The organism is Martelella mediterranea DSM 17316 (genome assembly GCF_002043005.1).
Taxonomy (GTDB): domain Bacteria; phylum Pseudomonadota; class Alphaproteobacteria; order Rhizobiales; family Rhizobiaceae; genus Martelella; species Martelella mediterranea.
This window is the reverse complement of sequence record NZ_CP020330.1, coordinates 795360-819627: the sequence shown is the minus strand read 5'-3', so window position 1 is coordinate 819627 and position 24268 is coordinate 795360. Positions and strand designations below refer to the sequence as shown.

Genomic DNA, 24268 nt, shown 5'->3' with positions numbered 1-24268 from the left:
GATCTATTGCGGGGCAGGGGCGGGCGGCAGAACCTCAGGCGGCTCCTTGTTGAGCGCGATGGCGAGATCGGCGTTGATGATCTCGGCCACTTCCTTGGAGGCCCGCTGTTCGGCATCGCGGATGGCGCGCAGGCGCGCGAATTCCTGCGAGGGGAAGTCGACAAGCGCAATCGCCTTGCGACGACCGGAGGCCAAAAGCTTGCTGTCGGAGCGGCGGCGAAGCGAATAATCCGCCGTCACGATGGTACGCCCGGCGCTGGCGGTATCGGAGGAATCGTCGACCAGAACCTCGGATGTAATCGCAAAGGCCGAGACATTGACGTCGTATTTCGGATCGGCGCTCTCGCCGAGCCCGCCGGCGGTCAGGAAGATCAGGTCGTTCAGCACATATTGGGCCACCGGCGTGGTGGGCGTGTTGAAGGCGAGCTGGTGCATCTTGGCGTTCAGCGCCGTGCCCTCCGCGCCGCCATAAAGCGGGCGGACCTGGCAGGCGGAAAGCGCCATCAGCGCGGCAAGGGCCGCTGCCGGCAAAGCGGTGCGGAAGAGACGGTCAGACAACAACATTCACGATCCTTTGCGGCACGACGATCACTTTCTTCGGCGTTTTACCTTCCAGCGCGCGCGCCACCGCTTCCAGTTCCATCACCGCCGCCTTGATGCTGTCCTGATCGGCGTCGCGGGCAACGGTCAGTTCGCCGCGCTTCTTGCCGTTCACCTGCACCGGCAGGGTAATCTCATTGTCGGCCGTCAGCCCGGCATCGAAGGCCGGCCATGCGGCCATGGCGATCATACCCTCACCGCCGAGCACCTTCCAGCATTCTTCGGCGAGATGCGGCATCATCGGTGCGAAACAATGGGTCAGGAACAGGCTTGATTCCTTCAGCGCGGCCAGCATTTGCGCATCCGCCTTGCCCTCGGCCGCCTCCGTCAGCGGCGCTGCCAGCACGTTGACCAGTTCGTAGATCCGGGCGATCGCCTTGTTGAAGGCCAGCGCCTCGATGTCAGCGGCAACGGCTTTCAACGTCTTGTGGGCCGCGCGGGAAACCTCCAGCGCCTTGCCATCGGCCCCGGCTTTCGCCTCGATGCCGGCGAGCGCGGGTGCTGCCTCGGAGATCAGCCGCCAGATGCGCTGCACGAAGCGGAACGTGCCCTGCACGCCGGCCTCGGTCCAGACCACGTCGCGGTCCGGCGGGCTGTCGGACAGCACGAAGAAGCGCGCGGTATCGGCGCCATAGGTGGCGAGAATATCATCCGGATCGATGACGTTCTTCTTCGACTTCGACATCTTCTCGATCGAGCCGATCGTCACTTCCGCGCCGGTTTGCAGCAGATAGGCCTTGCGGGTGCCGTCGGTTTCCTCGATCCGCACATCGGTCGGCGAAACCCAGCTTCCCGACGTGCCGCTGCCGCCGAGGCGATAGGTCTCGTGCACCACCATCCCTTGCGTGAACAGGCCCTTGAACGGCTCGTCGTGGTTCACATGGCCGGTCGCCTTCATCGCGCGGGTGAAGAAACGCGAATAGAGGAGGTGCAGGATCGCATGCTCGATGCCGCCGATATATTGATCGACCGGCAGCCAGCGGTCGGCCACGGCCGGGTCCGTTGGCGCGTCCTCATGCGGCGCGGTGAAGCGGGTGTAATACCAGCTCGAATCCACGAATGTGTCCATCGTGTCGGTCTCGCGCCGCGCTGCCTTGCCGCAGCACGGGCAGGCGACATCGCGCCATGTCGGATGGCGGTCGAGCGGGTTGCCGGGCTTTTCGAAGTCGATGTCATCCGGCAGCTTCACCGGCAGGTCGGCCTTCGGCACGGGCACCACGCCGCAATCCTCGCAATGGATCACCGGGATCGGGCAGCCCCAGTAGCGCTGGCGGGAAATGCCCCAGTCGCGCAGGCGGAAATTGACCTTGCGTTCGCCGCGAGGCGCGCCGCGCACCGTCTCGGCTTCCAGCTTTTGCGCAATCGCTTCAAAGGCTTCCGTGGTGCTCATGCCGTCGAGGAAGCGCGAATTGATCATCACGCCGTCATCGGTATAGGCCTCGTCGCCGATTGTGAAGCTTGCGACATCGCCGTCCTTCGGCATCACGATCGGGGTCACCGGCAGGTCATATTTGCGGGCGAAGTCGAGGTCGCGCTGGTCGCCGGCCGGGCAGCCGAAGATCGCGCCCGTGCCGTAATCCATCAGCACGAAATTGGCGACATAGACCGGCAGTTCCCAGCTTTCGTCGAAGGGATGGCGCACGGTGATGCCGGTGTCGATGCCCTTCTTCTCCGCAGTTTCGAGTGCTGCCAGCGATGTGCCGGCGCGCCGCGTCTCCTCGCAGAAGGCGGCGACCTTGTCGTCGTGCTTCGCGGCTTCCTTCGCCAGCGGATGATCGGCGGAAATAGCGAGGAACGACGCGCCGAAGATCGTGTCGGGGCGCGTGGTGTAGACGGTGATGTCATCCATGCCGCCGGCATCGCCGCTGGCGATGTCCCAGCGCACCATCATGCCCTCGGAGCGGCCGATCCAGTTCTTCTGCATCAGCCGGACCTTTTCCGGCCAGTGATCGAGCGTATCGAGCGCGTCCAGCAGTTCCTGCGCGTAATCGGTGATCTTGAAGAACCACTGCGTCAGCTCGCGCTGTTCCACCAGCGCGCCGGAGCGCCAGCCGCGGCCCTCGATCACCTGTTCATTGGCGAGCACGGTCATGTCGACCGGATCCCAGTTCACCTTGGACTGTTTGCGGTAGACCAGGTCCTTTTCCAGCATGTCCAGGAACAGATGCTGCTGGCGCTGGTAATATTCGACATCGCAGGTCGCGAATTCGCGGGTCCAGTCGAGCGACAGGCCCATGGATTTCAGCTGGCCGCGCATGGTGGCAATGTTTTCGTAGGTCCAGTCCTTGGGGTGGACCTTGTTCTGCATCGCGGCGTTTTCGGCGGGCATGCCGAAGGCGTCCCAGCCCATCGGGTGCAGCACGTTGAAACCGCGCGCCCGTTTGTAGCGGGCCACCACATCGCCCATGGCATAGTTGCGGACATGGCCGATGTGAATGCGTCCCGAGGGATAGGGAAACATTTCGAGCACGTAATAGGTCTCGCGCGGGTCGGCATTGTCGGTGACGAAGACGTGTCCGTCATTCCACCGGCTCTGCCACTCGGGTTCGACTTTACGCGGATTGTAACGTTCGGATGCCATGTCGGATTTGCTCGGTTCTTTTTCTTGGGGATTTTGGCGGTGAGCTTCACCATGAAAGCGGTTCAGCGTCAAGCAAAACGGCCCCGAAAGGGGCCTTCCACCGTTGCCTCGCTGCTGGCCTTTGCAATATGGTGACGCCGCAATGGAAATGTGAGGTGTGACGACATGGGTGTGCGCGAGAATCTGGAAGAGGTGCTTGGCCGGATAAAGGCCGCCGAACACGAGGCTGAGCGCACGGACGTTACCCTCGTCGCCGTCTCCAAGACCCATGATGCCGATGCCATCCGCCTCGCGATCGAGGCCGGCCATCGCGTGTTCGGCGAAAACCGGGTTCAGGAGGCGCAGAAGAAATGGCCTGCGCTGAAGGCGGAAACGCCGGATATCGAGTTGCATCTCATCGGGCCGCTGCAATCCAACAAGGCCGAGGACGCGGTCAAGCTGTTTGACGTGATCGAAAGCGTCGACCGGGAGAAGATCGCCCGCGCTCTGGCCAAGGAAATCGCCAAGCAGGGCAGGGCGCCCAGGCTCTATGTCCAGGTCAACACCGGCAACGAACCGCAAAAGGCCGGCATCGATCCGCGCGAGACCGAAGCCTTCCTCGCGCTCTGCCGCGACGAGCTCGGCCTCACGATCGAAGGCCTGATGTGCATACCGCCGGCTGGCGAGAATCCCGGGCCCCATTTCGCGCTGCTGCACGATCTTGCGACCGAAAACAGCGTGCATAAGCTTTCCATGGGCATGTCCGGCGATTACGAGATTGCGATTGCCTTCGGCGCCACCAGCGTGCGCGTCGGATCGGCGATCTTCGGCGAGCGGGATTATTCGAACTGACGCGTCTTAACCGCGCTTGAGATAGACCCGTCCGCCGCCCTTCTTGCGGCCGGTGTCCTCCACCTCGGGAAATTTTCCCTTGCGCACGGCATTCAGGAACTCGCGACCGATCTTCACCTTGTCGCCGATATAAAGCCGGTTCCAGCCCTCGCCATAGAGTGCGGGAAAGTGAAACTCGCCGGGCTCGAGCCCCAGCAACCGGGTTTTTATGTCTTCTTCGTCAAGCATGGTCTTTTGCGTTTGCGTGCCCGGAAAATCGGCTGGCGGTTTTCCGGGCGGATGCATGAAAGGGCCGGCTTAGACCAGCGCGCCCAATGTTTCACGTGAAAACGTGGAGAGCGTTTCGGTCTCGCCGCCCTCGATCTTCTTGACCCATTCCGGATCGGCAATCAAGGCGCGGCCGACGGCGATCAGGTCGAACTCGTCGCGGTCCATACGGCGAACCAGTCTGTCGAGATCGGGCGTTTTGGCATTGGCCTCCGCGCCGCCGAACCAGCCGAGGAAATCGGGGCCGTTGAGACCGACCGAGCCGACCGAAATCGTCGGAACACCGGTGATCTTCTTCGCCCAGCCCGCGAAATTCAGGCCTTCCTCGCCGTCGATCTCCGGAAACTCCGGTTCCCAGAAACGGCGCTGCGAGCAATGCAGCATATCCGCGCCGGCATCCACCAGCGGCTGCAGCCATTCGGCCATCTCGTCGGGCGTGGTGGCGATGCGGGCATTGTAGTCCTGCTGCTTCCACTGGCTGAGGCGGATGATCACCGGCATGTCATCGGAAACCGCCGCGCGCACGGCCTTGACCACTTCCGCGCCGAAACGGGTACGCTCGGTGATGGTCTTGCCGCCCCAGCGGTCGTCGCGCAGGTTCAGGCCCTGCCAGAAGAACTGGTCAATCAGATAGCCGTGCGCGCCGTGGATCTCGACCACATCGAAGCCGAGCCGCTCGGCGTCCGCCGCGGCGCTGGCATAGGCGGCGATCGTGTCGGCGATGTCTTCCTCGCTCATGGCGTGGCCGCGCTTCTCACCGGGCTTGACGAAGCCGGACGGGCTTTCGGTCTCGTCCGGGTTCGGCGGATAATCGGCGGAGGCGATGGTGTTGGCCACATGCCAGATCTGCGGGCCCATCTTGCCGCCGGCGGCATGCACGGTGTCGATCACGTTTTTCCAGCCGGCGAGCGATTTTTCGCCGTGGAAATCAGGAATGCCGGGAAGGTTCTTGGAGTTCGGCCGGTCGATGACGGTGCCTTCGGAGAGGATCAGGCCGACATCGCCCTCGGCGCGGCGGCGGTAGTAATCAGCAACATTCTGGCCGGGCACGCCGTCCGGCGAAAAGCCGCGCGTCATCGGCGCCATCACGATCCGGTTCTTCAATTCGAGCGATTTGAGCTTGAAAGGCCGGAACAGGGCCTCATGGGCGGAATTTGACATCTCGGGTTTCCTTTGCAGCCTTGGGAGGTGTTCTGGCGGCGTAGGTATAAATTGTGGACTTAGTGTCAATAAGGCATTATGTATTGCCTAGGTATAGATGAGGTGACCTGTGACGCATGATCCGTCCCACTGCCCGAAATTTCAGGTGGATTGCATCAACCGGAAGATACTCGACCAGATTTCCGGCAAATGGTCGATCATGGTTCTGACCATGCTCGGCTACGGCCCGCATCGGTTCAACGCGATCAAGAAGCAGCTCGAGGGCGTCAGCCAGAAGGCGCTGACGGATACGCTGCGCAAACTCGAACGCAATGGTGTCGTCGATCGCAAGGTTCTGCCCACGTCGCCCGTTGGCGTGGAGTATGAGCTGACGGCGCTCGGTCAGTCGCTACGCGCCCATGTCATCGCGCTCTACACCTGGACCGAGGAAAACGGCGACGAAATTACCCGCGCCCAGGCCGCATTTGACGAGCGCGCCGCCTGAACGACCAGTCTCCGACAACCGCCTGACAGCAAAAGGGGGCTCGCGCCCCCTCGATCGTTCCGCAATGATGTGGCCTCGGCCGGAAACGCCTTAGCGGTCGTCGTCGTCGTTCTCGTCGTCATCCTTGACGGAATTGCCGAGTGAGGCGAAGCGGGAGAACACTTCGTCGGCGGACATGCCCTTGTCATTGTCCGTACCGAGGTTTTCGGTGTCCTGAGCCGAAGCGAGCGTCGCATTGTCCATCTCGTCGGCAGAGGGCAGGGGCCGGTCCTTGGCGGACTTGCTGACTTCGAGGTCGAGATCGATCTGGCTGCAAAGGCCGAGCGTCACCGGGTCCATCGGCACGAGATTGGCCGCGTTCCAGTGGGTGCGGTTGCGGATCTGCTCGATCGTCGACTTGGTGGTGCCGACGAGGCGGGAGATCTGCGCGTCCTTCAGTTCCGGATGGTTGCGCACCAGCCACAGGATCGCGTTCGGGCGGTCCTGGCGCTTGGAAACCGGGGTGTAGCGCGGGCCCTTGCGCTTGGATTCCGGCACCCGCACCTTCGGTTCGGAAAGCTTCAGCTTGTGGTTCGGGTTCTTTTCCGCGCGCTCGATCTCGTCGCGGGAAAGCTGGCCGGTGGAGATCGGGTCGAGGCCCTTGATGCCCTGGGCGGATTCGCCGTCGGCGATCGCCTTTACTTCCAGCGGATGCAGAGCGCACAATTCGGCGATCTGGTCGAACGACAAGGCCGTGTTGTCCACGAGCCATACGGCAGTCGCCTTGGGCATGAGCAGCTTTTGCGCCATTGGATATAGTCCTTCTATCGTCCGCGCCGGTGTCGCGGTCCGTGGGTGTTTGCCACTATTTCCGGGAAATCATGGGCGTTCATATAAAGGCAAAATGTCGCAATTGCAATTGATCCGGCGGGAATTGACCAATGTCTTATTGAACTCGTCCAATCAGGCTGTATGAATGGGAATCAATGGAGGAGCCCCGGTTTTTTGAGCCTTTCCGCCTTTCCGTGAAAGGCGAAAACGCTCCATCTATTGATTGTGTCGCAATTCCGCCCGGTTAAGCGGTTCTCGTGGAATTGCCGTTAGGAGGAAACGATGTCGTCAAAAACCTATCCCGTGCCGAAATCGGCAAGCGCGCGCGCAAAGATCGACGCTGCGAAATATGACAAATGGTACAAGGAAAGCGTGGAGGAGCCGGAGATCTTCTGGGACCGTCACGGCCGCCGGATCGACTGGTTCAAGCCCTATACCAAGGTCAAGAACACATCCTTCAAGGGCCGGGTCTCGATCAAGTGGTTCGAGGATGGCCAGACCAACGTCTCCTACAACTGCATCGACCGCCACCTGAAGACCCGCGGCGAGGAGACCGCGATCATCTGGGAAGGCGACAACCCCTATATCGACAAGAAGATCACCTATAACCAGCTGTACGATCAGGTCTGCCGCATGGCGAACGTGATGAAGAAGCACGGCGTCAAGAAGGGCGACCGGGTGACGATCTACATGCCGATGGTGCCGGAAGCAGCCTACGCGATGCTCGCCTGCGCGCGCATCGGCGCGATCCACTCGGTGGTGTTCGCCGGCTTCTCGCCGGAGGCGCTGGCAGGCCGCATCGTCGATTGCGAGAGCACTTTCGTGATCACCTGCGACCAAGGCGTGCGCGGCGGCAAGCCGATCCAGCTCAAGGAAAATGTCGATCTCGCCATCGATATCGCCGCCAAGCAGTATGTCATGGTCAACCATGTGCTCTGCATCCGCCGCACCGGCGGCAAGGTCGGCTGGGCGCGCGGCCGCGACCTCTGGCATCACGAGGAGATCAAGACCGTCAAGGGCGATTGCCCGCCGGTGAAGATGAAGGCGGAGGATCCGCTGTTCATCCTCTATACGTCGGGCTCGACCGGCAAGCCCAAGGGCGTGCTGCACACCACCGGCGGCTATCTCGTCTGGACCTCGATGACGCACGAATATGTGTTCGACTATCGCGAGGGCGAGATTTTCTGGTGCGCGGCCGATGTCGGCTGGGTCACCGGCCATTCCTACATCGTCTACGGCCCGCTCGCCAACGGCGCCACCACGCTGATGTTCGAGGGCGTGCCGACCTTCCCGGATGCCGGCCGGTTCTGGGAAGTGGTCGACAAGCATCAGGTCAACATCCTCTATACCGCGCCGACTGCGATCCGCGCGCTGATGGGCGCCGGCGACGAGCTGGTGACGAAGTCGTCGCGGCAAAGCCTGCGCCTGCTCGGCTCGGTCGGCGAGCCGATCAATCCGGAGGCCTGGGAATGGTATTACCGCGTCGTTGGGGAGGAGCGCTGCCCGATCGTCGATACCTGGTGGCAGACCGAGACCGGGGGCATGATGATCACGCCGTTCCCGGGTGCGACCGCCCTGAAGCCGGGCTCGGCGACGACGCCGTTCTTCGGCGTCCAGCCGCAGCTTGTCGACAATGAGGGCCAGGTGCTGGAAGGTACGGCTGATGGCAATCTCTGCATCACTGACAGCTGGCCGGGGCAGGCGCGCTCGGTCTATGGCGACCATAACCGCTTCATCCAGACCTATTTCTCCACCTACAAGGGCAAGTATTTCACCGGCGACGGCTGCCGGCGCGATGAGGACGGCTATTACTGGATCACCGGCCGCGTCGACGACGTGCTCAACGTTTCCGGCCACCGGCTCGGCACGGCGGAAATCGAAAGCGCGCTGGTCTCGCACCACTTCGTGTCCGAGGCCGCCGTGGTCGGCTATCCGCATCCGGTCAAGGGGCAGGGCATCTACTGCTATGTCAGCCTGATGAGCGACCACGAGGGCGACGAGGCATTGCGTCAGGAGCTGATCAAGTGGGTCCGCTCCGAGATCGGCCCGATCGCCACGCCGGACAAGATCCAGTTCGCCCCCGGCCTGCCAAAGACCCGTTCCGGCAAGATCATGCGCCGTATCCTGCGCAAGATCGCCGAGGACGATTTCGGCGCGCTCGGCGACACCTCGACGCTGGCCGATCCCGGCGTCGTCGACGACCTGATCGAAAACCGCCAGAACAAGTCGAAGGCGGCGTAGGGTAGGTAGGAACGGGGCTGATCCTTTGTGGGTACCCCTGTCCAACCGCATTTGAATTGGGCGTATCAACCCCTAATCTCCCCCCTTGAGGGCAGGGGAATCGCGTATGGCTTTTAAGCTATTGAATATTTGACGCAAATCGATTCATCTTCAGCCTTTCTGTTGTGGAGGGTTGGATGGACGGATTTGCGTCTCTTTTCGGGTCGGTTCCGGACCCTCGGGCGGCCAATGTCCGCTATTCGCTGAACAGCGTTTTGTTCATTGCCTTGGCCGCGGTGCTGTGCGGGGCCGAAACCTGTCAGGACATGGCCGACTTTGGCGTCTCCAAGCACAAGCTTTTGAAGGAGATCGTGCCTCTGCCTTACGGCACTCCCAGTCACGACGTTTTCTCGAATGTTTTCAGACATATCGACCCTGAGGCTTTCGAAACGGTCTTTGCACGCTTCGCGCAGGCTTTCGCAAAATCCATCAGCGGCGTCATCGCCATCGACGGCAAGGCCGTGCGCGGGGCCTACAAACGCGGCGACAAGGCCTCGCCCCTGCATCTGGTCAACATCTGGGCCGCCGACCAGCGCATGGTCATCGGCCAGCAGCTCGCGCCGGGCCGCAGTGAAGTCAAAGGCGTTCTGCAAGCTCTTTCATGCTTGTCGCTGGATGGCTGCATCGTCACGGCTGACGCGCTGCATTGCAGGGCAGACACAGCCTCTGCCATTCTCAAGACCGGCGCCGACTATGCGCTTGCACTCAAGGGCAACCAACCGGGCCTTCTCAACCGGGCGATCGCCCTGCTTGAAAAGGAAAGCAACCCCGACAGAGCCGAAAAGGCCGATGGCAAGGCCCATGACAGAACCGAAACCCGACGCGCCGTCATCGTCAAGGCGGAAGGAATGGATTTTCCCGGCGTCAAGGCGATCGCACGGCTTGAAAGCATCCGGGTGGAGCCCGATGGCCGGCAAACGCGTCACATCCGACATTTCCTGCTGTCCAGGTCAGTCAGCGCTACCGCCTTTCTGGACATCGCCAGAGCGCACTGGACGATCGAGAACCAACTGCACTGGGTGCTCGACGTCGCCTTCTGCGAAGACGCCGCCAGAAACCGAAAGGATCACGGGCCCCGGAACCTCTCGATCCTTCGCAAGCTCGCTCTCAACATCATCCGACACCACCCGGACAAGGCGTCCATCCGGCGCAAAATGAAAAAAGCCGGATGGGACGATACCTTCCTAATCTCAATGATCGCTCATATGCGATAGCCCTGCCTCAAGGGGGGAGATGTCGCGAAAGCGACAGAGAGGGGTAAAGGGCGTAAGCCGCATATTCCATGCTCTCGGAGAGGGTTCACCCCTCTCTGCCCCTGTCGGGGCATCTCTCCCTCAAGGGGAGAGATTGTTTTGGATGGGTTTTTCGACAGGCGCGGGCGGAGACTGTCGGAAGTTCCTGCAGCCCGATTGTGCCCCGGAATTTGAACTCCGCCCCGCATTCCGGTAACCTGCGCACCGAACGTAACCGGAGCGCCCGCCATGCATCCCGATCATCTGCCCGAGGACTGCCGTCCGATCAGTAACCTGCTGTCGCGGATCGGCGACAAGTGGACCATCCTGGTGATGCGCGTTCTGGAGCAGGGCGAGCCGATCCGGTTCAAGGAACTGCACCGCGCCATCGGCGGCATCTCGCAGCGGATGCTGACTGTCACGCTGCGGCATCTGGAGCGCGATGGCCTGGTCATCCGCACCGTCTACCCGACCATTCCGCCGCGCGTCGAATATGAACTGTCGGAGCGTGGGCTCGGGCTGCAGCAGGCGATGGTGCCCCTGTTCGAGTGGACGAAGGACAATGCCAGGGACATCTATCAATCGCAGATCGCCTTCGACCTGGCCAAAGACAAGGCGGTTACCTGAAGGTAAGCGAGGCATGAAAAAGTGCCGTCTTGCGGGCATGGTCGGTTACGTTTAACTCGCTGGTTACTGTTCATAACCAAGGAGTTTCCCGTGACCAGACCCAAGATCGGCATCATCGTCGGCAGCACCCGCGAGGGGCGGTTCGCCGACCATCCGCTCAACTGGTATCTCGACATCGTCAAGGACCGCGACGACGCTGATTTCGAGGTGGTCGACCTGCGCGACTATCCGATGCCGTTCTTCGAGGAAAAGATGTCGCCGGCCTGGGTGCCGCCGGAAAACGACGTCGCCCGCCGCTGGGGCGAGAAGCTCGAAAGCCTTGACGGCTTCGTCTTCACGGTCGCCGAATATAACCACAGCATCACCGGCGTTTTGAAGAATGCGCTCGACTACGCCTATAAGGAATTCAACCGCAAGCCCGCCACCTTCCTCGCCTATGGCGGCACGGGCGGCGCGCGCGCCGTCGAGCAGCTTCGCCTGATCCTGGCGGAGCTTCAGGTCGCCTCGCTCAAATACAATGTCCATATCGGCATGACGGAACTGCTCGGCATCCTGCGTGAAGGCAAGACCATGGCCGATTTCCCCTATCTGATCGATGGCGCCAAGGCGATGACCGATGACCTCGTCTGGTGGACCAATGCGCTGAAGACGGCGCGCGCCGCTTGAAAGGCCCTATAATTCTCCGTCACCCCGGGCTTGATCCGGGGTCCAGGGCGGTGAGACGCCTATCTGTCGCCAATGTATTGCAATGCAGGCCTGGATACCGGCTCAAGGCCGGCATGACGGGACCGGGTGAGAGAACTTCGCAAGAGATTGAGCCGCCGGCGACCCCCGGCGGCTTTCTTTTTTCGCTCCGCCGTTTCCAAACCGGTGCGTAGTTCTTATGGTGCGCGCCAAACAGCAAAGGAGACCGCCATGACGATCGGATTTATCGGAACCGGCGAAATCACCCGGGCCGTGGTCACCGGCCTTTCCACGGTCGAGGGCGAAAAGCCCGCGATCCTCGTTTCGCCGCGCAATGAGGCGATCGCGCGCGACCTTGCAGACAGGTTCGAAAACGTCGCGGTCGCGGGCAGCAATCAGGATGTCATCGACGGGGCGGAGATGGTCTGCCTGGCGCTGCGCCCGCAGGATGCCGTGGGTATTCTCGAAGGCCTGAAATTCGGCCCCGCGCATCATGTCGTCTCGTTCATGGCGACCTATGGCGTGGAGCAGATCGAAAAGCTGACGACGCCGGCGCAGAAGGTCACGCTGGTCACGCCGCTGCCCGCCGTCGCCTTTCATGGCGGCCCGACGCCGATCCATCCGCCGCATCGGGAGGTGGTCGACCTGTTCGAGCCGCTCGGCACGCCGGTCGCGGTCGAAACCGCCGGGGAATACCAGGCGCTCTGCGTCGCCACCGCCACCCTTGCCGGTGCGTTCGCCTATTACGAGACGATCGCCGACTGGCTGGCGGCGAAAAACGTGCCGGCCGACAAGGCCCGGGAATTTTCCGGCGCGGTGTTCTACGCCCTTGCCGCCACCGCGAAAAACGCACCGGAGCACTCCTTTGGCGATCTCACAAAGGAATCCGCCACCCGCGGCGGCACCAATGAACAGGTGCTGGCGCATCTGAAGGAAGATGGGGCTTATCGTGCGCTGTCGAGGGCGCTGGACGGCATCTGGCAGCGGTTCGAGGACGCGAAGTCCTGAAGCGGTGAGGGCGGCGTAGGATTCTATTCCTTTATGCCAGCCTTCCGGTGCGCCGTGCCATGGCGCGTTCGACCATGACCAGCCCGTCATGGATCAGAAGCGCCAGCACGCCGACCACGAGGCCGCCCTGCAGCACGAAGGCGGTGTTGTTGGACAACAGCCCGGCGATGATGACCTCGCCCAGTGTCTTGGCCGCCACCGTCGAGCCGATCGTGGCTGTCGCCAGCGAGATCACCACCGAAAGCCTTATGCCGGCGAGGATGACGGGGAAGGCCAGCGGAAATTCCACCTGGGCCAGCCGCTGCCATCCCGTCATGCCCGCGCCGCGCGCGGCCTCCGAGACATTGCCCGGCAGGTTGGTCAGCCCCGTCAGCGCGTTCTCGAAGATCGGCAGCAACCCGTAGAGAAACAGCGCGATCAGCGTCGGGATCGGTCCGAAGCCGAAGATCGGCACGGCCAGCGCCAGCACGGCGACCGGCGGAAAGGTCTGGCCGATATTGGCGATCGAGCGCGACAGCGGCAGGAATTCGACGCCGAAGGGCCGGGTGACGATGATCGCGAGGCTGACCGAAAACAGCGTTGCGGCGAGCGTCGCCAGCCCCACAAGCGCAAGGTGGCTGAGCGTCAGCGACAATATGCTTGACTGGGTGTAGATCGCAGGCGCGTTGTTCTGCGTGAACGGCTCGAACACCGGCGCGAAGGTCTCGGGCGTGACGATGAAGGCCACGAGCAGCGCCAGAAGCGCCAGCCTTGTGAGCATTGCAAGCTTCATGAAGCCGGACCTTCCGCCCGCTGCAACAGTCTTTCGCGGGTGATGCGGCCGATGATGACGCCGTCGCGCGCCACCGGCACGGCATCGCGTCCGGTCCAGAGGATCTGCGCCAGCGCATCCCTGAGGCTCGCGGTATCGGCGATGGGCGGTCCCTCGGCGGGGCCTTCCTCCACCATTTTCGACGCCGCCGTCAGCGACAGCATGCGGAACGCCTTGTCGCCGGTGCCGAGCAGTTCATTGACGAAGTCGGAGGCCGGATGGGCAATGATTTCGGCGGGCGGCGCATATTGCAGCAGCTTGCCCTCATGCATCACGCCGATCCGGTGGCCGAGCAGGATCGCCTCGTCCATGTCGTGGGTGACCAGCACCACGGTGGTCGAGAACTGCCGCTGGATCTTGAGCAGGTCTTCCTGCGCCTTGGCGCGGATAATCGGGTCGAGCGCGCCGAAGGGCTCGTCCATCAGCAACAGCGCCGGTTCCGCGGCAAGCGCGCGGGCCACGCCAATGCGCTGCTTCTGGCCGCCGGAAAGCTCCTGCGGCATGCGGTCGCGATAAAGTTCGGGCTCGAGGTTGAAGAGGGTCAGCAGCTCGTCGACGCGGTCGTCGCGCTTCTTGCGGTCCCAGCCGAGAAGTTTCGGCACGGTGGCGATGTTTTCGGCGACCGTGCGATGCGGAAACAGGCCGTGGCCCTGGATCGCATAGCCGATGCCGCGCCTGAGCTCATAGGCCGGCAGGTCGCGGTTGTCGCGCCCGTCGATGCGGATCGTGCCGGAGGTGGGCTCCACGAGCCGGTTGATCATCCGCATCAGCGTGGTCTTGCCGGAGCCGGAGGTCCCAACGATGGCCGCGAGTTCGCCGCGCTCCACGGTGAGCGAGACATTGTCCACGGCCCGCGCCTTGCCATAGACCTTGGTGATGCCATCGATCTCGATCATGGGCGACGAACCTTTTTCTTCTGGCTGATTTCAACGAGTGCATCGAGAATGATGGCTGCGGCAAAAGCCATGCCGACGACCGGCAGCGCGCCGAGCAGCACGAGGTCGGTCGCGGTCTGGCCGATGCCCTGGAATACGAAGGTGCCGAATCCGCCGCCGCCGATCAGCCCGGCGATCACGGCGAGCCCGATATTCTGCACCAGCACGATGCGGATGCCGGTGAGGATCACCGGGAAGGCGAGCGGCAGCTCGATCTGGAACAGCAATTGCGGGCCGGTCATGCCCATGCCGCGCGCGGCGTCGCGAGCATCGCGCGGCACGCTGTCGAGGCCGGCGACCGTGTTGGAGACCACCGGCAGCAGCGAATAGGCAAACAGCGCCACGATCGCCGGCGCAAAGCCGATCCCGGCGATCCCGATTTCGGCGGCCCCCGGCACGGTGCGGCCGATCCAGGCCAGCGGCGCGATCAGGAGGCCGAACAGCGCGATCGAGGGAATGGTCTGCAATACATTCAGGGCGTTCAGAATGCTGGCGCGCACGGGCGGCGTTCGAAAGCACAATATGCCGATGGGAATGCCGATAACCGTCGCCGCCGCGAGCGATCCGAAGGCGAGCGCCACGTGAATGCGGCCCTCGCGCCAGAAGGCGTCGGCGCGGTTTTCATATTCCTTGATGATCGAAAGTTCGTTCCATGCCCCCGACCAAAGCAACGCCCCGATCGCGGCAATCGCGGCGAGGAGAAAGATGATTCTGGCAAGCGGCGAAAGCTGTTTGCGCACGATCGCATCGGCCATCGCGATCGAAAACGCGAACAGCATGATCCAGAACCCGCCGCCCGGCGAAACGCGGGCATAGGGATTGTCGTCCGGCATCAGGTAGTAGCCGGCGCGTCCGACCATCAGCGCCAGCACCGCAATCGCGGCCACCGCCGCGGCCAGCCGGAGGTTCACCGGGGTTTTTAGCAGGATGACGGCAACCACGGCCATCAGAAAGGCGATCAGCGCGATCGCCTGCGCCAGCGGCATCGCCGCCCAGAGCATGACGCCCTCGGCGGAAACGATGCGGTTTGCCCGCGACAGCGCGAAAGGCTGGGCGAACAGGCCGATAAGCGCGATCGCGGCCACGATGACGCCAAGCTTGTCGAGCCTTCTGGCAGCGCTCGTCTCTGTCTCGGTGATGGCTGACATGTTCTGCCTTTTGGCTGTCGGTCGTGTTACCCCGAAGCGGGCAATCTTGCTCCAAACAATCTCTCCCCTTGAGGGAGAGATGCCCCGACAGGGGCAGAGAGGGGTGAACCCTCTTTGCGAATTCGGAGCTTGCGGCTTATGCCCTGTACCCCTCTCTGTCGCTTTCGCGACATCTCCCCCTCAAGGGGGGAGATTATTGAGGGGCTTTGCGGTTAGGTTGAAACTCCGACCTTACTTCACGAACCCGTTCAGCGTCAGGAACTCCTTGGCGACGGCATCGGCCGGTTCGCCGCCGACCTGGACGCGGCCGTTGAGGTCCTGCAGGGTCTCAAGGTCGAGCGCCTCGAAGACCGGCTTCAGGATTTCGGCGATCTGCGGATATTCCTCAAGACGCGCCTCGCGGATGATCGGGGTCGGCAGGTAGACCGGCTGCACGCCCTTGTCGTCATCCATTACCTTCAGGCCGGACGGCGCGATGCCGCCATCGGTGCCGTAGACCATGGCGGCATTGGCGCCGGAGGTCTGCTTGGCGGCCGCCGCGATGGTTGCCGCCGTGTCGCCGCCCGAAAGGGTGATCAGCTGGTCGGATTCGAGGTGGAAGCCGTAGGCTTTTTCGAAGGCCGGTAGCGCCGACGGCGAGGTCACGAATTCCGAGGAGGCCGCGAGCTTGATGTCGCCGCCGTCGGCGATATATTTGCCGAGTTCGGAGAGATCGGTCAGATTGTTGTCGTCAGCGATTTCCTTGCGGATCGCGATCGCCCAGGTGTTGTTGGCGTTGGCCGGCGTCAGCCAGACGATCTTCTCGGCGTCGTAATCGAGCTTCTTGGCCTCCTCATAGCCTTCCTGGGCGTTCTTCCACACGGGCAGGTCCGCCTTGTTGTAGAAGAAGGCGGCATTGCCGGTATATTCCGGATAGATGTCGATCTGGCCTTCGGTGATCGCCTGACGGACGATCGGCGTGGCGCCGAGCTGGATCTTGTTTTCAGTCGGGATGTCGTTCGCCTGAAGCGTCTGGAGGATGATGTTGCCGAGCACGCCGCCCTCGGTGTCGATCTTGGAGGAGACGACCACGGGGGCTGCCGCGGCGGTCTGGACGGCGGCGAAGGCTGCGATCGCCAATGCGCCGGTCAGGGTGAGAATGCGTTTCATATCGGTTCCCTCTCTCTAGGAACGGCCCGTCCCGGGCCGGTTGCCGCGCCTTCGGGCGTTACCCCGCAAATGGCGCAGCCGCGAAAATTCGTCCGGCCGCATCTCCGGCGACCGGCAAGGAAGCTGTCGCTTCGCCACCGCCGGACCGCGCCCGGAAGCGATGGTGAAAGGCGACCTCACTTTCAGATAGTGCGCCGCCGTTCCATAACGATAGCATACACAAGATTTATGTGGCCGCGCCCCCGGTTTGCCGGAAATATCCGCCATGCGTTCCCTGCCGCTCGGGTCCAATTCCGCTCCCGCTGCGTCCGCCATTGAAACGGGCTGGGCTTATCCCCAATTTGACTGTAAAAGAGGGCCCATCGATTTGAGTGAAAAGGGCTTTTCCCCTAGGATCGGTGCCTGAAAACGGCAGTGATTCGGCGCCTTTGTTTTGCGCCCACACTCCAACACGTTTGGAAAGACCTGTTTATGAGCGAAACCCCAGAAATTGCCGTCGGCGTTCCCGCCGAATACGGCGCTGATTCGATCAAGGTTCTCAAGGGGCTGGATGCCGTGCGCAAACGGCCGGGCATGTATATCGGCGATACCGATGACGGCTCGGGGCTCCACCACATGGTCTATGAGGTGGTCGACAACGCCATCGACGAGGCGCTTGGCGGCTACGCCGATCTTGTCACCGTGACATTGAACCCCGACGGTTCCGTCTCGGTCACCGACAATGGCCGGGGCATTCCGACCGACATTCACACCGGCGAGGGCATCTCGGCGGCCGAAGTGATCATGACCCAGCTCCATGCCGGCGGCAAGTTCGACCAGAATTCCTACAAGGTCTCAGGTGGTCTCCACGGCGTCGGCGTTTCGGTGGTCAACGCGCTGTCGGTCTGGCTGAAGCTGAAGATCAAGCGCAATGGCAAGCTGCACGAGATTTCGTTCACCCACGGCGTTGCCGACAAGCCTCTGGAAGTGATCGGCGACGCCGGCGACGAAACCGGTACCGAGCTCACCTTCATGCCGAGCCAGGAAACCTTCACCATGGTCGAGTTCGACTATGACACGCTGGAAAAGCGCCTACACGAACTGGCCTTCCTGAATTCCGGCGTGCGCATTCTCCTGACCGACAACCGCCATGCCGAACCGGTGGCGAAGGAAATGCATTATGATGGCGGGCTGGCGGCCTTCGTCGCCTATCTCGACCGCTCGAAGAAGCCGCTGGTCAGCGAACCGATCGCGATATCGACCGAAAAGGACGGCATCACGGTCGAAGTGGCGATGTGGTGGAACGACAGCTACCACGAGAATGTGCTCTGCTTCACCAACAACATTCCCCAGCGCGACGGCGGCACCCATATGGCGGGCTTCCGTGGCGCGTTGACCCGGCAGATGATCTCCTATGCCGATACATCGGGCATCCTGAAGCGCGAAAAGGTGACGCTGACGGGTGAGGACTGCCGCGAGGGTCTGACGGCCGTGCTTTCCGTGAAGGTGCCGGACCCGAAATTCTCGTCGCAGACCAAGGACAAGCTGGTCTCCTCCGAGGTCCGCCCGGTTGTGGAAAGCTGCGTCAACGATGCGCTGAGCCAGTGGCTGGAGGAGCATCCGACCGAGGCAAAGATCCTTGTCACCAAGGTCGCCGAGGCCGCGACCGCCCGCGAGGCGGCCCGGCGCGCGCGCGAACTGACCCGGCGCAAGGGCGCGCTCGATATCGCCTCGCTGCCCGGCAAGCTCGCCGACTGCTCCAATCGCGATCCGGCGAAATCCGAACTGGTGCTGGTGGAGGGCGACTCGGCCGGCGGTTCCGCCAAGCAGGGGCGTTCGCGCGAGACCCAGGCGATCCTGCCGCTTCGGGGCAAGATCCTGAACGTCGAGCGCGCCCGCTTCGACAAGATGCTGTCGAGCCAGGAAATCGGCACGATGATCACCGCGCTTGGCACCGGCATCGGCAAGGACGAATACAATCCGGACAAGCTGCGCTATCACAAGATCATCATCATGACCGATGCTGATGTCGACGGCGCGCATATCCGCACCCTGCTGCTCACCTTCTTCTTCCGGCAGATGCCGGAGCTGATCGAGCGCGGCCATCTCTATATCGCCCAGCCGCCGCTCTACAAGGTCACGCGCGGCAAGTCGGTGCAATATCTCAAGAACGAGCAGGCGCTCGAGGATTACCTGATCGACCAGGGCCTCGAGGATGCCTCGCTGCATCTCGGTTCCGGCGAAGTCCGCGCCGGTCCGGATCTGCGCCAGGTGATCGTCGATGCGGTGCGGATGCGCAATCTGATGGAAGGCATCCATTCGCGCTATGACCGCCACGTGGTCGAGCAGGCGGCGATTGCCGGCGCGCTCAACGCCGAGCGGGTCACCGATCCGGCCGAGGCCGAACGTCTGGCCGCCGATATCGCCGCGCGTCTCGACATGGTCGCCGAGGAGACCGAGCGCGGCTGGGAAGGGATCGTGCGCGAGGATGGCGGTCTGCGCTTCGAGCGCACGGTGCGCGGCGTCAAGGAAGTCGCCAATATCGACATGGGCCTGATCGGCTCGGTCGATGCCCGCTACATGGACCAGCTTCAGAGCCGCCTGTTCGAGGTCTACGAGAAGCCGCCGCTGCTGAAGCGCAAGAATGGCGATCTCACGATCTACGGCCCGCGCGCCATGCTGGAAGCCGTGTTCGAGGCCGGCCGTCGCGGCCTGACCATGCAGCGCTACAAGGGCCTTGGCGAAATGAACGCCGAGCAGCTCTGGGAAACCACGATGGACCCCAATGTCCGCTCGCTGCTGCAGGTCAAGGTCAACGACGCCACCAGCGCCGACGGCCTGTTCTCCCGCCTGATGGGCGACGAGGTGGAGCCCCGCCGCGACTTCATCCAGGATAACGCGCTGTCGGTGGCGAACCTGGATATCTGACGATTGGGCGGCGCATACGCCGTTTCTTGTTTTGACATCATCCCCGGCCGCGCGCCGGGGATATAATTGCGTTTGTCGCGCCCGACAGGCTCCGTGCCCAATAACGCCTTGGCCGGGGCCAAGCGGCAGATCGTAAGGCGATGTGCCGCGAGCGGTTGCCACGAGGCTCATGTCGCGCCGCTTCATGATGTGTCTATAGGCTACAAAGTAGCTCGGTTGAGCAAGTCGTGACCGACATTTTGTGAGCCGGACGCCACTTGGCTTGTTCCGGAAAACATCAGCGCATTTGACCACGTCGATCAGGTGTCAGCGTATCTGACGCTTTCGGCGCGCAGCCTTATCGTCCTTCCATGCCGAAAAATTACCCTTTCGAAACAAGCATATTGCGGCATTCGCCCAAAGTATGAGCATTCGCCCACTTGACAGAGCGCGTCATTATGGTGAGTAATTGCCCACATCGTAAGCTATTGCTCAATTCTGAGGGAGGAACGAGTATGAAACTTCATTCGACGCTGCTCGCCGCTTGCTCGCTGGTCGCCCTGACCGGCGTTGCTTCTGCTGAAACGCTGACCATCGCCACCGTCAACAACGGCGACATGATCCGCATGCAGAAGCTCACCGACGATTTCACCAAGGATCATCCGGATATCGACCTCGAATGGGTCACGCTTGAAGAAAACGTGCTGCGCCAGAAGGTCACCACCGACATCGCCACCAAGGGCGGTCAGTACGACGTCTTGACCATCGGCAACTACGAAGTGCCGATCTGGGCCAAGCAGAACTGGCTTCTGGAACTCTCCGGCATGCCGTCCGACTATGACGAAGCAGACCTTTTGCCCGCCATCGCCGGTGGCCTTTCCGTGGACGGCAAACTCTATGCCGCCCCGTTCTACGGCGAAAGCGCCATGGTAATGTACCGCACGGATCTCGCCGAAAAGGCCGGCGTGACCATTCCGGCCGAGCCGACCTGGGACGAGATCATGGCGGCTGCCAAGGCTATGACCGACAAGGATGCCGGCATTTACGGCATCTGCCTGCGCGGCAAGGCCGGCTGGGGCGAGAACATGGCCTTCCTCGGCGCGATGTCCAACTCCTACGGCGCGCGCTGGTTCGACATGGAATGGAAGCCGCAGTTCGACACCGAAGAGTGGAAGGCGACGCTCACCGACTATCTGGACATGATGAACAATTATGGTCCGCCCGGCGCGTCCTCCAACGGCTTCAACGAGAACCTCGCGCTGTTCCAGCAGGGCAAGTGCGGCATGTGGATCGACGCCACCGTCGCCGCTTCGTTCGTAACCGACCCGAAGGAATCCAAGGTCGCTGACTCTGTCGGCTTCGCGCTGTTCCCGGAAAAGGGCGATCTCGGCAACCGCGGCAATTGGCTGTGGTCGTGGAACCTCGCCATTCCGGCTTCGACGACCAAGGCCGATGCGGCCAAGGCCTTCGTCGCCTGGGCGACCTCCAAGCACTACACCGATCTGGTCGCCGAGCAGGATGGCTGGCGCGCGGCACCTCCCGGCACCCGCACCTCGCTCTATGAGAATGCGGACTACCAGGAGGCAGCGCCCTTTGCCGAAATGACGCTGGAATCGATCAATGCGGTCGACACCAACAAGCCTTCGGTTCAGGAAATCCCCTATACCGGCGCGCAGTTCGTCTCGATCCCCGAATTCCAGGGTATCGGCACCGCCGTCGGCCAGCAGTTCTCGGCAGCCCTTGCCGGCAACGTGACCGCCGACCAGGCCCTCAACAACGCGCAGCAACTCACCCAGCGCGAAATGATGAAGGCCGGCTACATCAAGTAACCTTCCTCCGCGGGGCGGCCGGGCTCAAGGGTCCGGTCGCCTTCGGAGTTCAAGCCGACATGATGATGGCCGCCGCGCATGAAGTGACGGCGGCCAAACCGGTTTTACGCACCAGCCAACGGCGAGATACGACACCGGCCTGACGACCATGGTGCGGAACGAACGGGATTTGGACGCCGGCATGGCCGGGCGTCCTGACGATCCACTTTGCGGGGAAACACCGAAATGGCGACGACCCATACCAAAAATGCGGCGCGGCTGATGATGGCGCCCTCGGTCATTCTGCTCCTGGCGTGGATGATCATACCGCTGTCGATGACGATCTACTTCTCGTTCCTGCGCTACAATCTGCTGATGCCGGGCACGGAAAGCTTCGCCGGCTTCATGAATTATCGGTTCTTCCTGACCGACCCGGCCTTCTTCCAGGCGATCGGCAATACGCTGATGCTGGTGGGCGGCGTGCTGTTCGCCACCGTTGTCGGCGGCATCGCGCTGGCGCTGCTTTTGGATCAGCCGATCTTCGGGCAGGGCATCGTGCGCATTCTGGTGATCGCGCCATTCTTCGTCATGCCGACCGTTTCGGCGCTGGTGTGGAAGAACATGCTGATGAACCCGGTCAACGGTCTGTTCGCCTCGCTGGCGCGGTTTCTGGGCATCCAGCCGATCGATTTCCTGTCATCGATACCGCTGACATCGATCGGCCTGATCGTCACCTGGCAATGGTTGCCCTTCGCCACGCTGATCCTGCTGACGGCGCTGCAGTCGCTGTCCGAGGAGCAGAAGGAAGCCTCCGAGATGGACGGCGCCAACGCCTGGAACCGGCTGATCTACATCATCCTGCCGCATATGGCGCGCGCCATCACCGTGGTCGTGCTGATCGAGACGATCTTCCTGCTTTCGATCTTCGCCGAAATCCTGGTCACCACCAATGGCGGCCCCGGCACGGAAAGCACCAACCTCACCTACCTCGTCTACATGCAGGCATTGCTGCAGTTCGACGTGGGCGGTGCGTCCGCCGGCGGTATCATCGCCGTCATTCTCGCCAACATCGTTGCGATCTTCCTGGTTCGCATGATCGGCAAAAATCTGGAGGACTGACGATGGCACGCCAGGTAACAACGCAGAAGAAAGTCGCCTTCACCGCATTGGCGTGGTTGATCGCGTTCCTGATCTTCTTCCCGATCCTGTGGACGTTTCTGACAAGCTTCAAGACGGAGGGCGAGGCCGTTTCCTCGCCGCCTTCCTTCCTGTTCTTCCAGTGGACGCTGGAAAACTATGTCGAGGTGCAGGCGCGCTCGAACTATTTCCACCATTTCTGGAATTCGGTGGCGATCTCGCTCGGCTCCACGGTGATCGGCCTGCTGATCTCGGTGCCCGCCGCCTGGGCGATGGCGTTCTCGCCGACGCCGCGCACCAAGGACGTGCTGTTGTGGATGCTCTCCACCAAGATGCTTCCGGCCGTCGGCGTTCTGGTGCCGATCTACATCATCTTCCGCGATCTCGGCCTGCTCGACACCCGCACCGGCCTGATCGTGGTGATGATGCTGATCAACCTGCCGATCATGGTGTGGATGCTCTATACCTATTTCAAGGAAATCCCGGGCGAAATTCTCGAAGCCGCCCGTATGGATGGAGCCACGCTCGGCAAGGAGATCGTCTATGTGCTGACGCCGATGGCGATCCCCGGCATTGCCTCCACCCTTCTCCTCAACATCATCCTTGCCTGGAACGAAGCGTTCTGGACGCTGAACCTGACGGCCTCGAAAGCGGCGCCGCTCACAGCTTTCATCGCTTCCTATTCGAGCCCGGAAGGCCTGTTCTACGCCAAGCTTTCCGCGGCATCGACCATGGCGATTGCGCCGATCATCATTCTCGGCTGGTTTTCGCAGAAGCAGCTCGTGCGCGGGCTCACCTTCGGCGCGGTTAAATAAGGACAGGACCAATGGGCAGCATCAGACTTGAAAAAGTTTCCAAGCATTTCGGCGAGCACGCGGTCATCCCTTCGATCGACCTCGAAATCAACGAGGGTGAGTTCGTCGTCTTCGTCGGCCCGTCGGGCTGCGGCAAATCCACGCTTCTCCGGCTGATTGCCGGGCTGGAGGATGTCACCTCCGGCCGCATCCTGATCGATGGCGAGGACGCCACCGACAAGCCGCCGGCAAAGCGCGGCCTTGCCATGGTGTTCCAGTCCTACGCGCTCTATCCGCATATGAGTGTCAGGAACAATATCGGCTTTCCGCTGAAAATGGCGAATGTCGACAAGGCCGAGATCGACCGCAAGGTCGAGGACGCGGCGAAGATCCTGAACCTCACCGACTATCTGGAACGCAAGCCGCGCGCGCTTTCCGGCGGCCAGCGCCAGCGCGTGGCGATCGGCCGCGCGATCGTGCGCAACCCGGAATGCTTCCTGTTCGACGAGCCGCTGTCGAACCTCGATGCAGCACTCCGGGTCAACATGCGCCTTGAAATCACCGAACTGCACCAGCAGCTCGACGCCACCTCGATCTATGTGACCCACGACCAGGTCGAGGCCATGACCATGGCCGACAAGATCGTGGTGCTCCGCGCCGGCAATATCGAGCAGGTCGGCTCGCCGCTGGAGCTTTACCACAAGCCCGCCAACCTGTTCGTCGCCGGCTTCATCGGCTCGCCGAAGATGAACTTCGCCACCGGCAAGGACGCCGAAGGCTACAAGGCCCATACGATCGGCTTCAGGCCGGAACATCTGACCCTGTCGACCGAAAGCGGTACCTGGCAGGGCAAGGTCGTGGTCGCCGAACATCTCGGTTCCGACACCTTCCTGCACATCGATGTCGACGGCATCGGCCAGATCACCGCCCGCGCCAATGGCGACTTTCCGGTTCGCCACGGCGATGTCGTCTATGTCACGCCCGATCCGGAGCGGATCTACCGCTTCGACGACAAGGGCCTGGCGCTTTAGCCGG

General features: G+C 62.3%; 21 protein-coding genes. 12 read left to right on the top strand and 9 right to left on the bottom strand.

The window, feature by feature from the left end:
• Positions 1–3: 3 nt before the first annotated feature.
• Together Mame_RS03720 and leuS are read right to left on the bottom strand one after the other, a co-directional pair.
• Entirely contained in the window at positions 4–564 is a 561-nt protein-coding gene (locus tag Mame_RS03720; protein WP_018065383.1) for a hypothetical protein, read from the bottom strand.
• On the bottom strand, positions 551–3181 hold the full coding sequence (leuS, locus tag Mame_RS03715) for a leucine--tRNA ligase (protein WP_018065384.1): 2631 nt from the start codon (positions 3179–3181) through the stop codon (positions 551–553). Before leuS ends, Mame_RS03720 begins: the two co-directional genes overlap by 14 nt.
• A 165-nt stretch (positions 3182–3346) precedes the next feature.
• Between leuS and Mame_RS03710 the strand changes: the two genes are divergently transcribed.
• On the top strand, positions 3347–4012 hold the full coding sequence (locus tag Mame_RS03710) for a YggS family pyridoxal phosphate-dependent enzyme (RefSeq protein ID WP_018065385.1): 666 nt from the start codon (positions 3347–3349) through the stop codon (positions 4010–4012).
• Positions 4013–4018: 6 nt separating this feature from the next.
• Here Mame_RS03710 and Mame_RS03705 read toward each other — a convergent pair whose 3' ends face one another.
• Positions 4019–4240, bottom strand: a complete 222-nt coding sequence (locus tag Mame_RS03705; RefSeq protein ID WP_033410389.1) for a DUF1413 domain-containing protein — start codon at positions 4238–4240, stop codon at positions 4019–4021.
• A gap of 69 nt (positions 4241–4309) precedes the next feature.
• Positions 4310–5440 (bottom strand): NADH:flavin oxidoreductase, encoded by a 1131-nt coding sequence (locus Mame_RS03700; RefSeq protein ID WP_018065387.1) that lies wholly within the window; start codon positions 5438–5440, stop codon positions 4310–4312.
• Between the two features lie 145 nt (positions 5441–5585).
• On the opposite strand from Mame_RS03700, the gene Mame_RS03695 reads away from it, so the two are divergent.
• Positions 5586–5924, top strand: a complete 339-nt coding sequence (locus Mame_RS03695; RefSeq protein WP_018065388.1) for a winged helix-turn-helix transcriptional regulator — start codon at positions 5586–5588, stop codon at positions 5922–5924.
• 90 nt (positions 5925–6014) lie between these two features.
• On the opposite strand, the gene Mame_RS03690 is transcribed toward Mame_RS03695, so the two are convergent.
• Positions 6015–6713, bottom strand: coding sequence for a DUF1013 domain-containing protein (locus Mame_RS03690; RefSeq protein WP_018065389.1), 699 nt, complete (start codon positions 6711–6713; stop codon positions 6015–6017).
• Positions 6714–7016: 303 nt separating this feature from the next.
• Here Mame_RS03690 and acs point away from each other — a divergent pair, with 303 nt between their 5' ends.
• The 5 genes from acs to Mame_RS03665 all read left to right on the top strand — a co-directional run bounded on the left by acs (position 7017) and on the right by Mame_RS03665 (position 12565).
• Entirely contained in the window at positions 7017–8975 is a 1959-nt protein-coding gene (acs, locus tag Mame_RS03685) for an acetate--CoA ligase (protein ID WP_018065390.1), read from the top strand.
• Between the two features lie 176 nt (positions 8976–9151).
• Positions 9152–10228 (top strand): ISAs1 family transposase, encoded by a 1077-nt coding sequence (locus tag Mame_RS03680; protein WP_079920686.1) that lies wholly within the window; start codon positions 9152–9154, stop codon positions 10226–10228.
• 267 nt (positions 10229–10495) lie between these two features.
• Positions 10496–10873 carry a winged helix-turn-helix transcriptional regulator gene (locus Mame_RS03675; RefSeq protein ID WP_018067608.1) on the top strand — a complete coding sequence of 126 codons (378 nt, stop codon included), beginning with the start codon at positions 10496–10498 and terminating at the stop codon, positions 10871–10873.
• Between the two features lie 90 nt (positions 10874–10963).
• On the top strand, positions 10964–11539 hold the full coding sequence (locus tag Mame_RS03670) for an NADPH-dependent FMN reductase (RefSeq protein WP_018067607.1): 576 nt from the start codon (positions 10964–10966) through the stop codon (positions 11537–11539).
• 249 nt (positions 11540–11788) lie between these two features.
• Positions 11789–12565, top strand: coding sequence for a pyrroline-5-carboxylate reductase (locus Mame_RS03665; protein ID WP_018067606.1), 777 nt, complete (start codon positions 11789–11791; stop codon positions 12563–12565).
• A gap of 31 nt (positions 12566–12596) precedes the next feature.
• On the opposite strand, the gene Mame_RS03660 is transcribed toward Mame_RS03665, so the two are convergent.
• The 4 genes from Mame_RS03660 to osmF all read right to left on the bottom strand — a co-directional run bounded on the left by Mame_RS03660 (position 12597) and on the right by osmF (position 16608).
• The gene (locus tag Mame_RS03660) at positions 12597–13325 is read right to left on the bottom strand and encodes an ABC transporter permease (protein WP_412768657.1); all 729 of its coding nucleotides are present in this window, start codon (positions 13323–13325) and stop codon (positions 12597–12599) included.
• 8 nt (positions 13326–13333) lie between these two features.
• Positions 13334–14272 (bottom strand): ABC transporter ATP-binding protein, encoded by a 939-nt coding sequence (locus tag Mame_RS03655; protein WP_018067604.1) that lies wholly within the window; start codon positions 14270–14272, stop codon positions 13334–13336.
• Positions 14269–15459: an ABC transporter permease gene (locus tag Mame_RS03650; RefSeq protein ID WP_018067603.1), complete on the bottom strand. Its 1191-nt coding sequence runs from the start codon at positions 15457–15459 to the stop codon at positions 14269–14271. The genes Mame_RS03655 and Mame_RS03650 overlap by 4 nt, the downstream gene beginning before the upstream one ends.
• Before the next feature lie 231 nt (positions 15460–15690).
• Positions 15691–16608: a glycine betaine ABC transporter substrate-binding protein OsmF gene (gene osmF, locus Mame_RS03645; protein WP_018067602.1), complete on the bottom strand. Its 918-nt coding sequence runs from the start codon at positions 16606–16608 to the stop codon at positions 15691–15693.
• Between the two features lie 471 nt (positions 16609–17079).
• Between osmF and gyrB the strand changes: the two genes are divergently transcribed.
• From gyrB to Mame_RS03620, 5 genes are all read left to right on the top strand, one after another.
• Positions 17080–19515, top strand: coding sequence for a DNA topoisomerase (ATP-hydrolyzing) subunit B (gene gyrB, locus Mame_RS03640; protein ID WP_018067601.1), 2436 nt, complete (start codon positions 17080–17082; stop codon positions 19513–19515).
• Between the two features lie 494 nt (positions 19516–20009).
• Complete coding sequence (locus tag Mame_RS03635; protein WP_018067600.1) at positions 20010–21323, top strand: ABC transporter substrate-binding protein; 1314 nt, start codon at positions 20010–20012, stop codon at positions 21321–21323.
• A 225-nt stretch (positions 21324–21548) separates the two neighbouring features.
• Positions 21549–22421 (top strand): carbohydrate ABC transporter permease, encoded by an 873-nt coding sequence (locus Mame_RS03630; RefSeq protein WP_018067599.1) that lies wholly within the window; start codon positions 21549–21551, stop codon positions 22419–22421.
• A 2-nt stretch (positions 22422–22423) separates the two neighbouring features.
• The gene (locus tag Mame_RS03625; protein WP_018067598.1) at positions 22424–23254 is read left to right on the top strand and encodes a carbohydrate ABC transporter permease; all 831 of its coding nucleotides are present in this window, start codon (positions 22424–22426) and stop codon (positions 23252–23254) included.
• A gap of 11 nt (positions 23255–23265) precedes the next feature.
• On the top strand, positions 23266–24264 hold the full coding sequence (locus Mame_RS03620) for an ABC transporter ATP-binding protein (protein ID WP_018067597.1): 999 nt from the start codon (positions 23266–23268) through the stop codon (positions 24262–24264).
• The last annotated feature ends 4 nt before the right edge of the window (positions 24265–24268 follow it).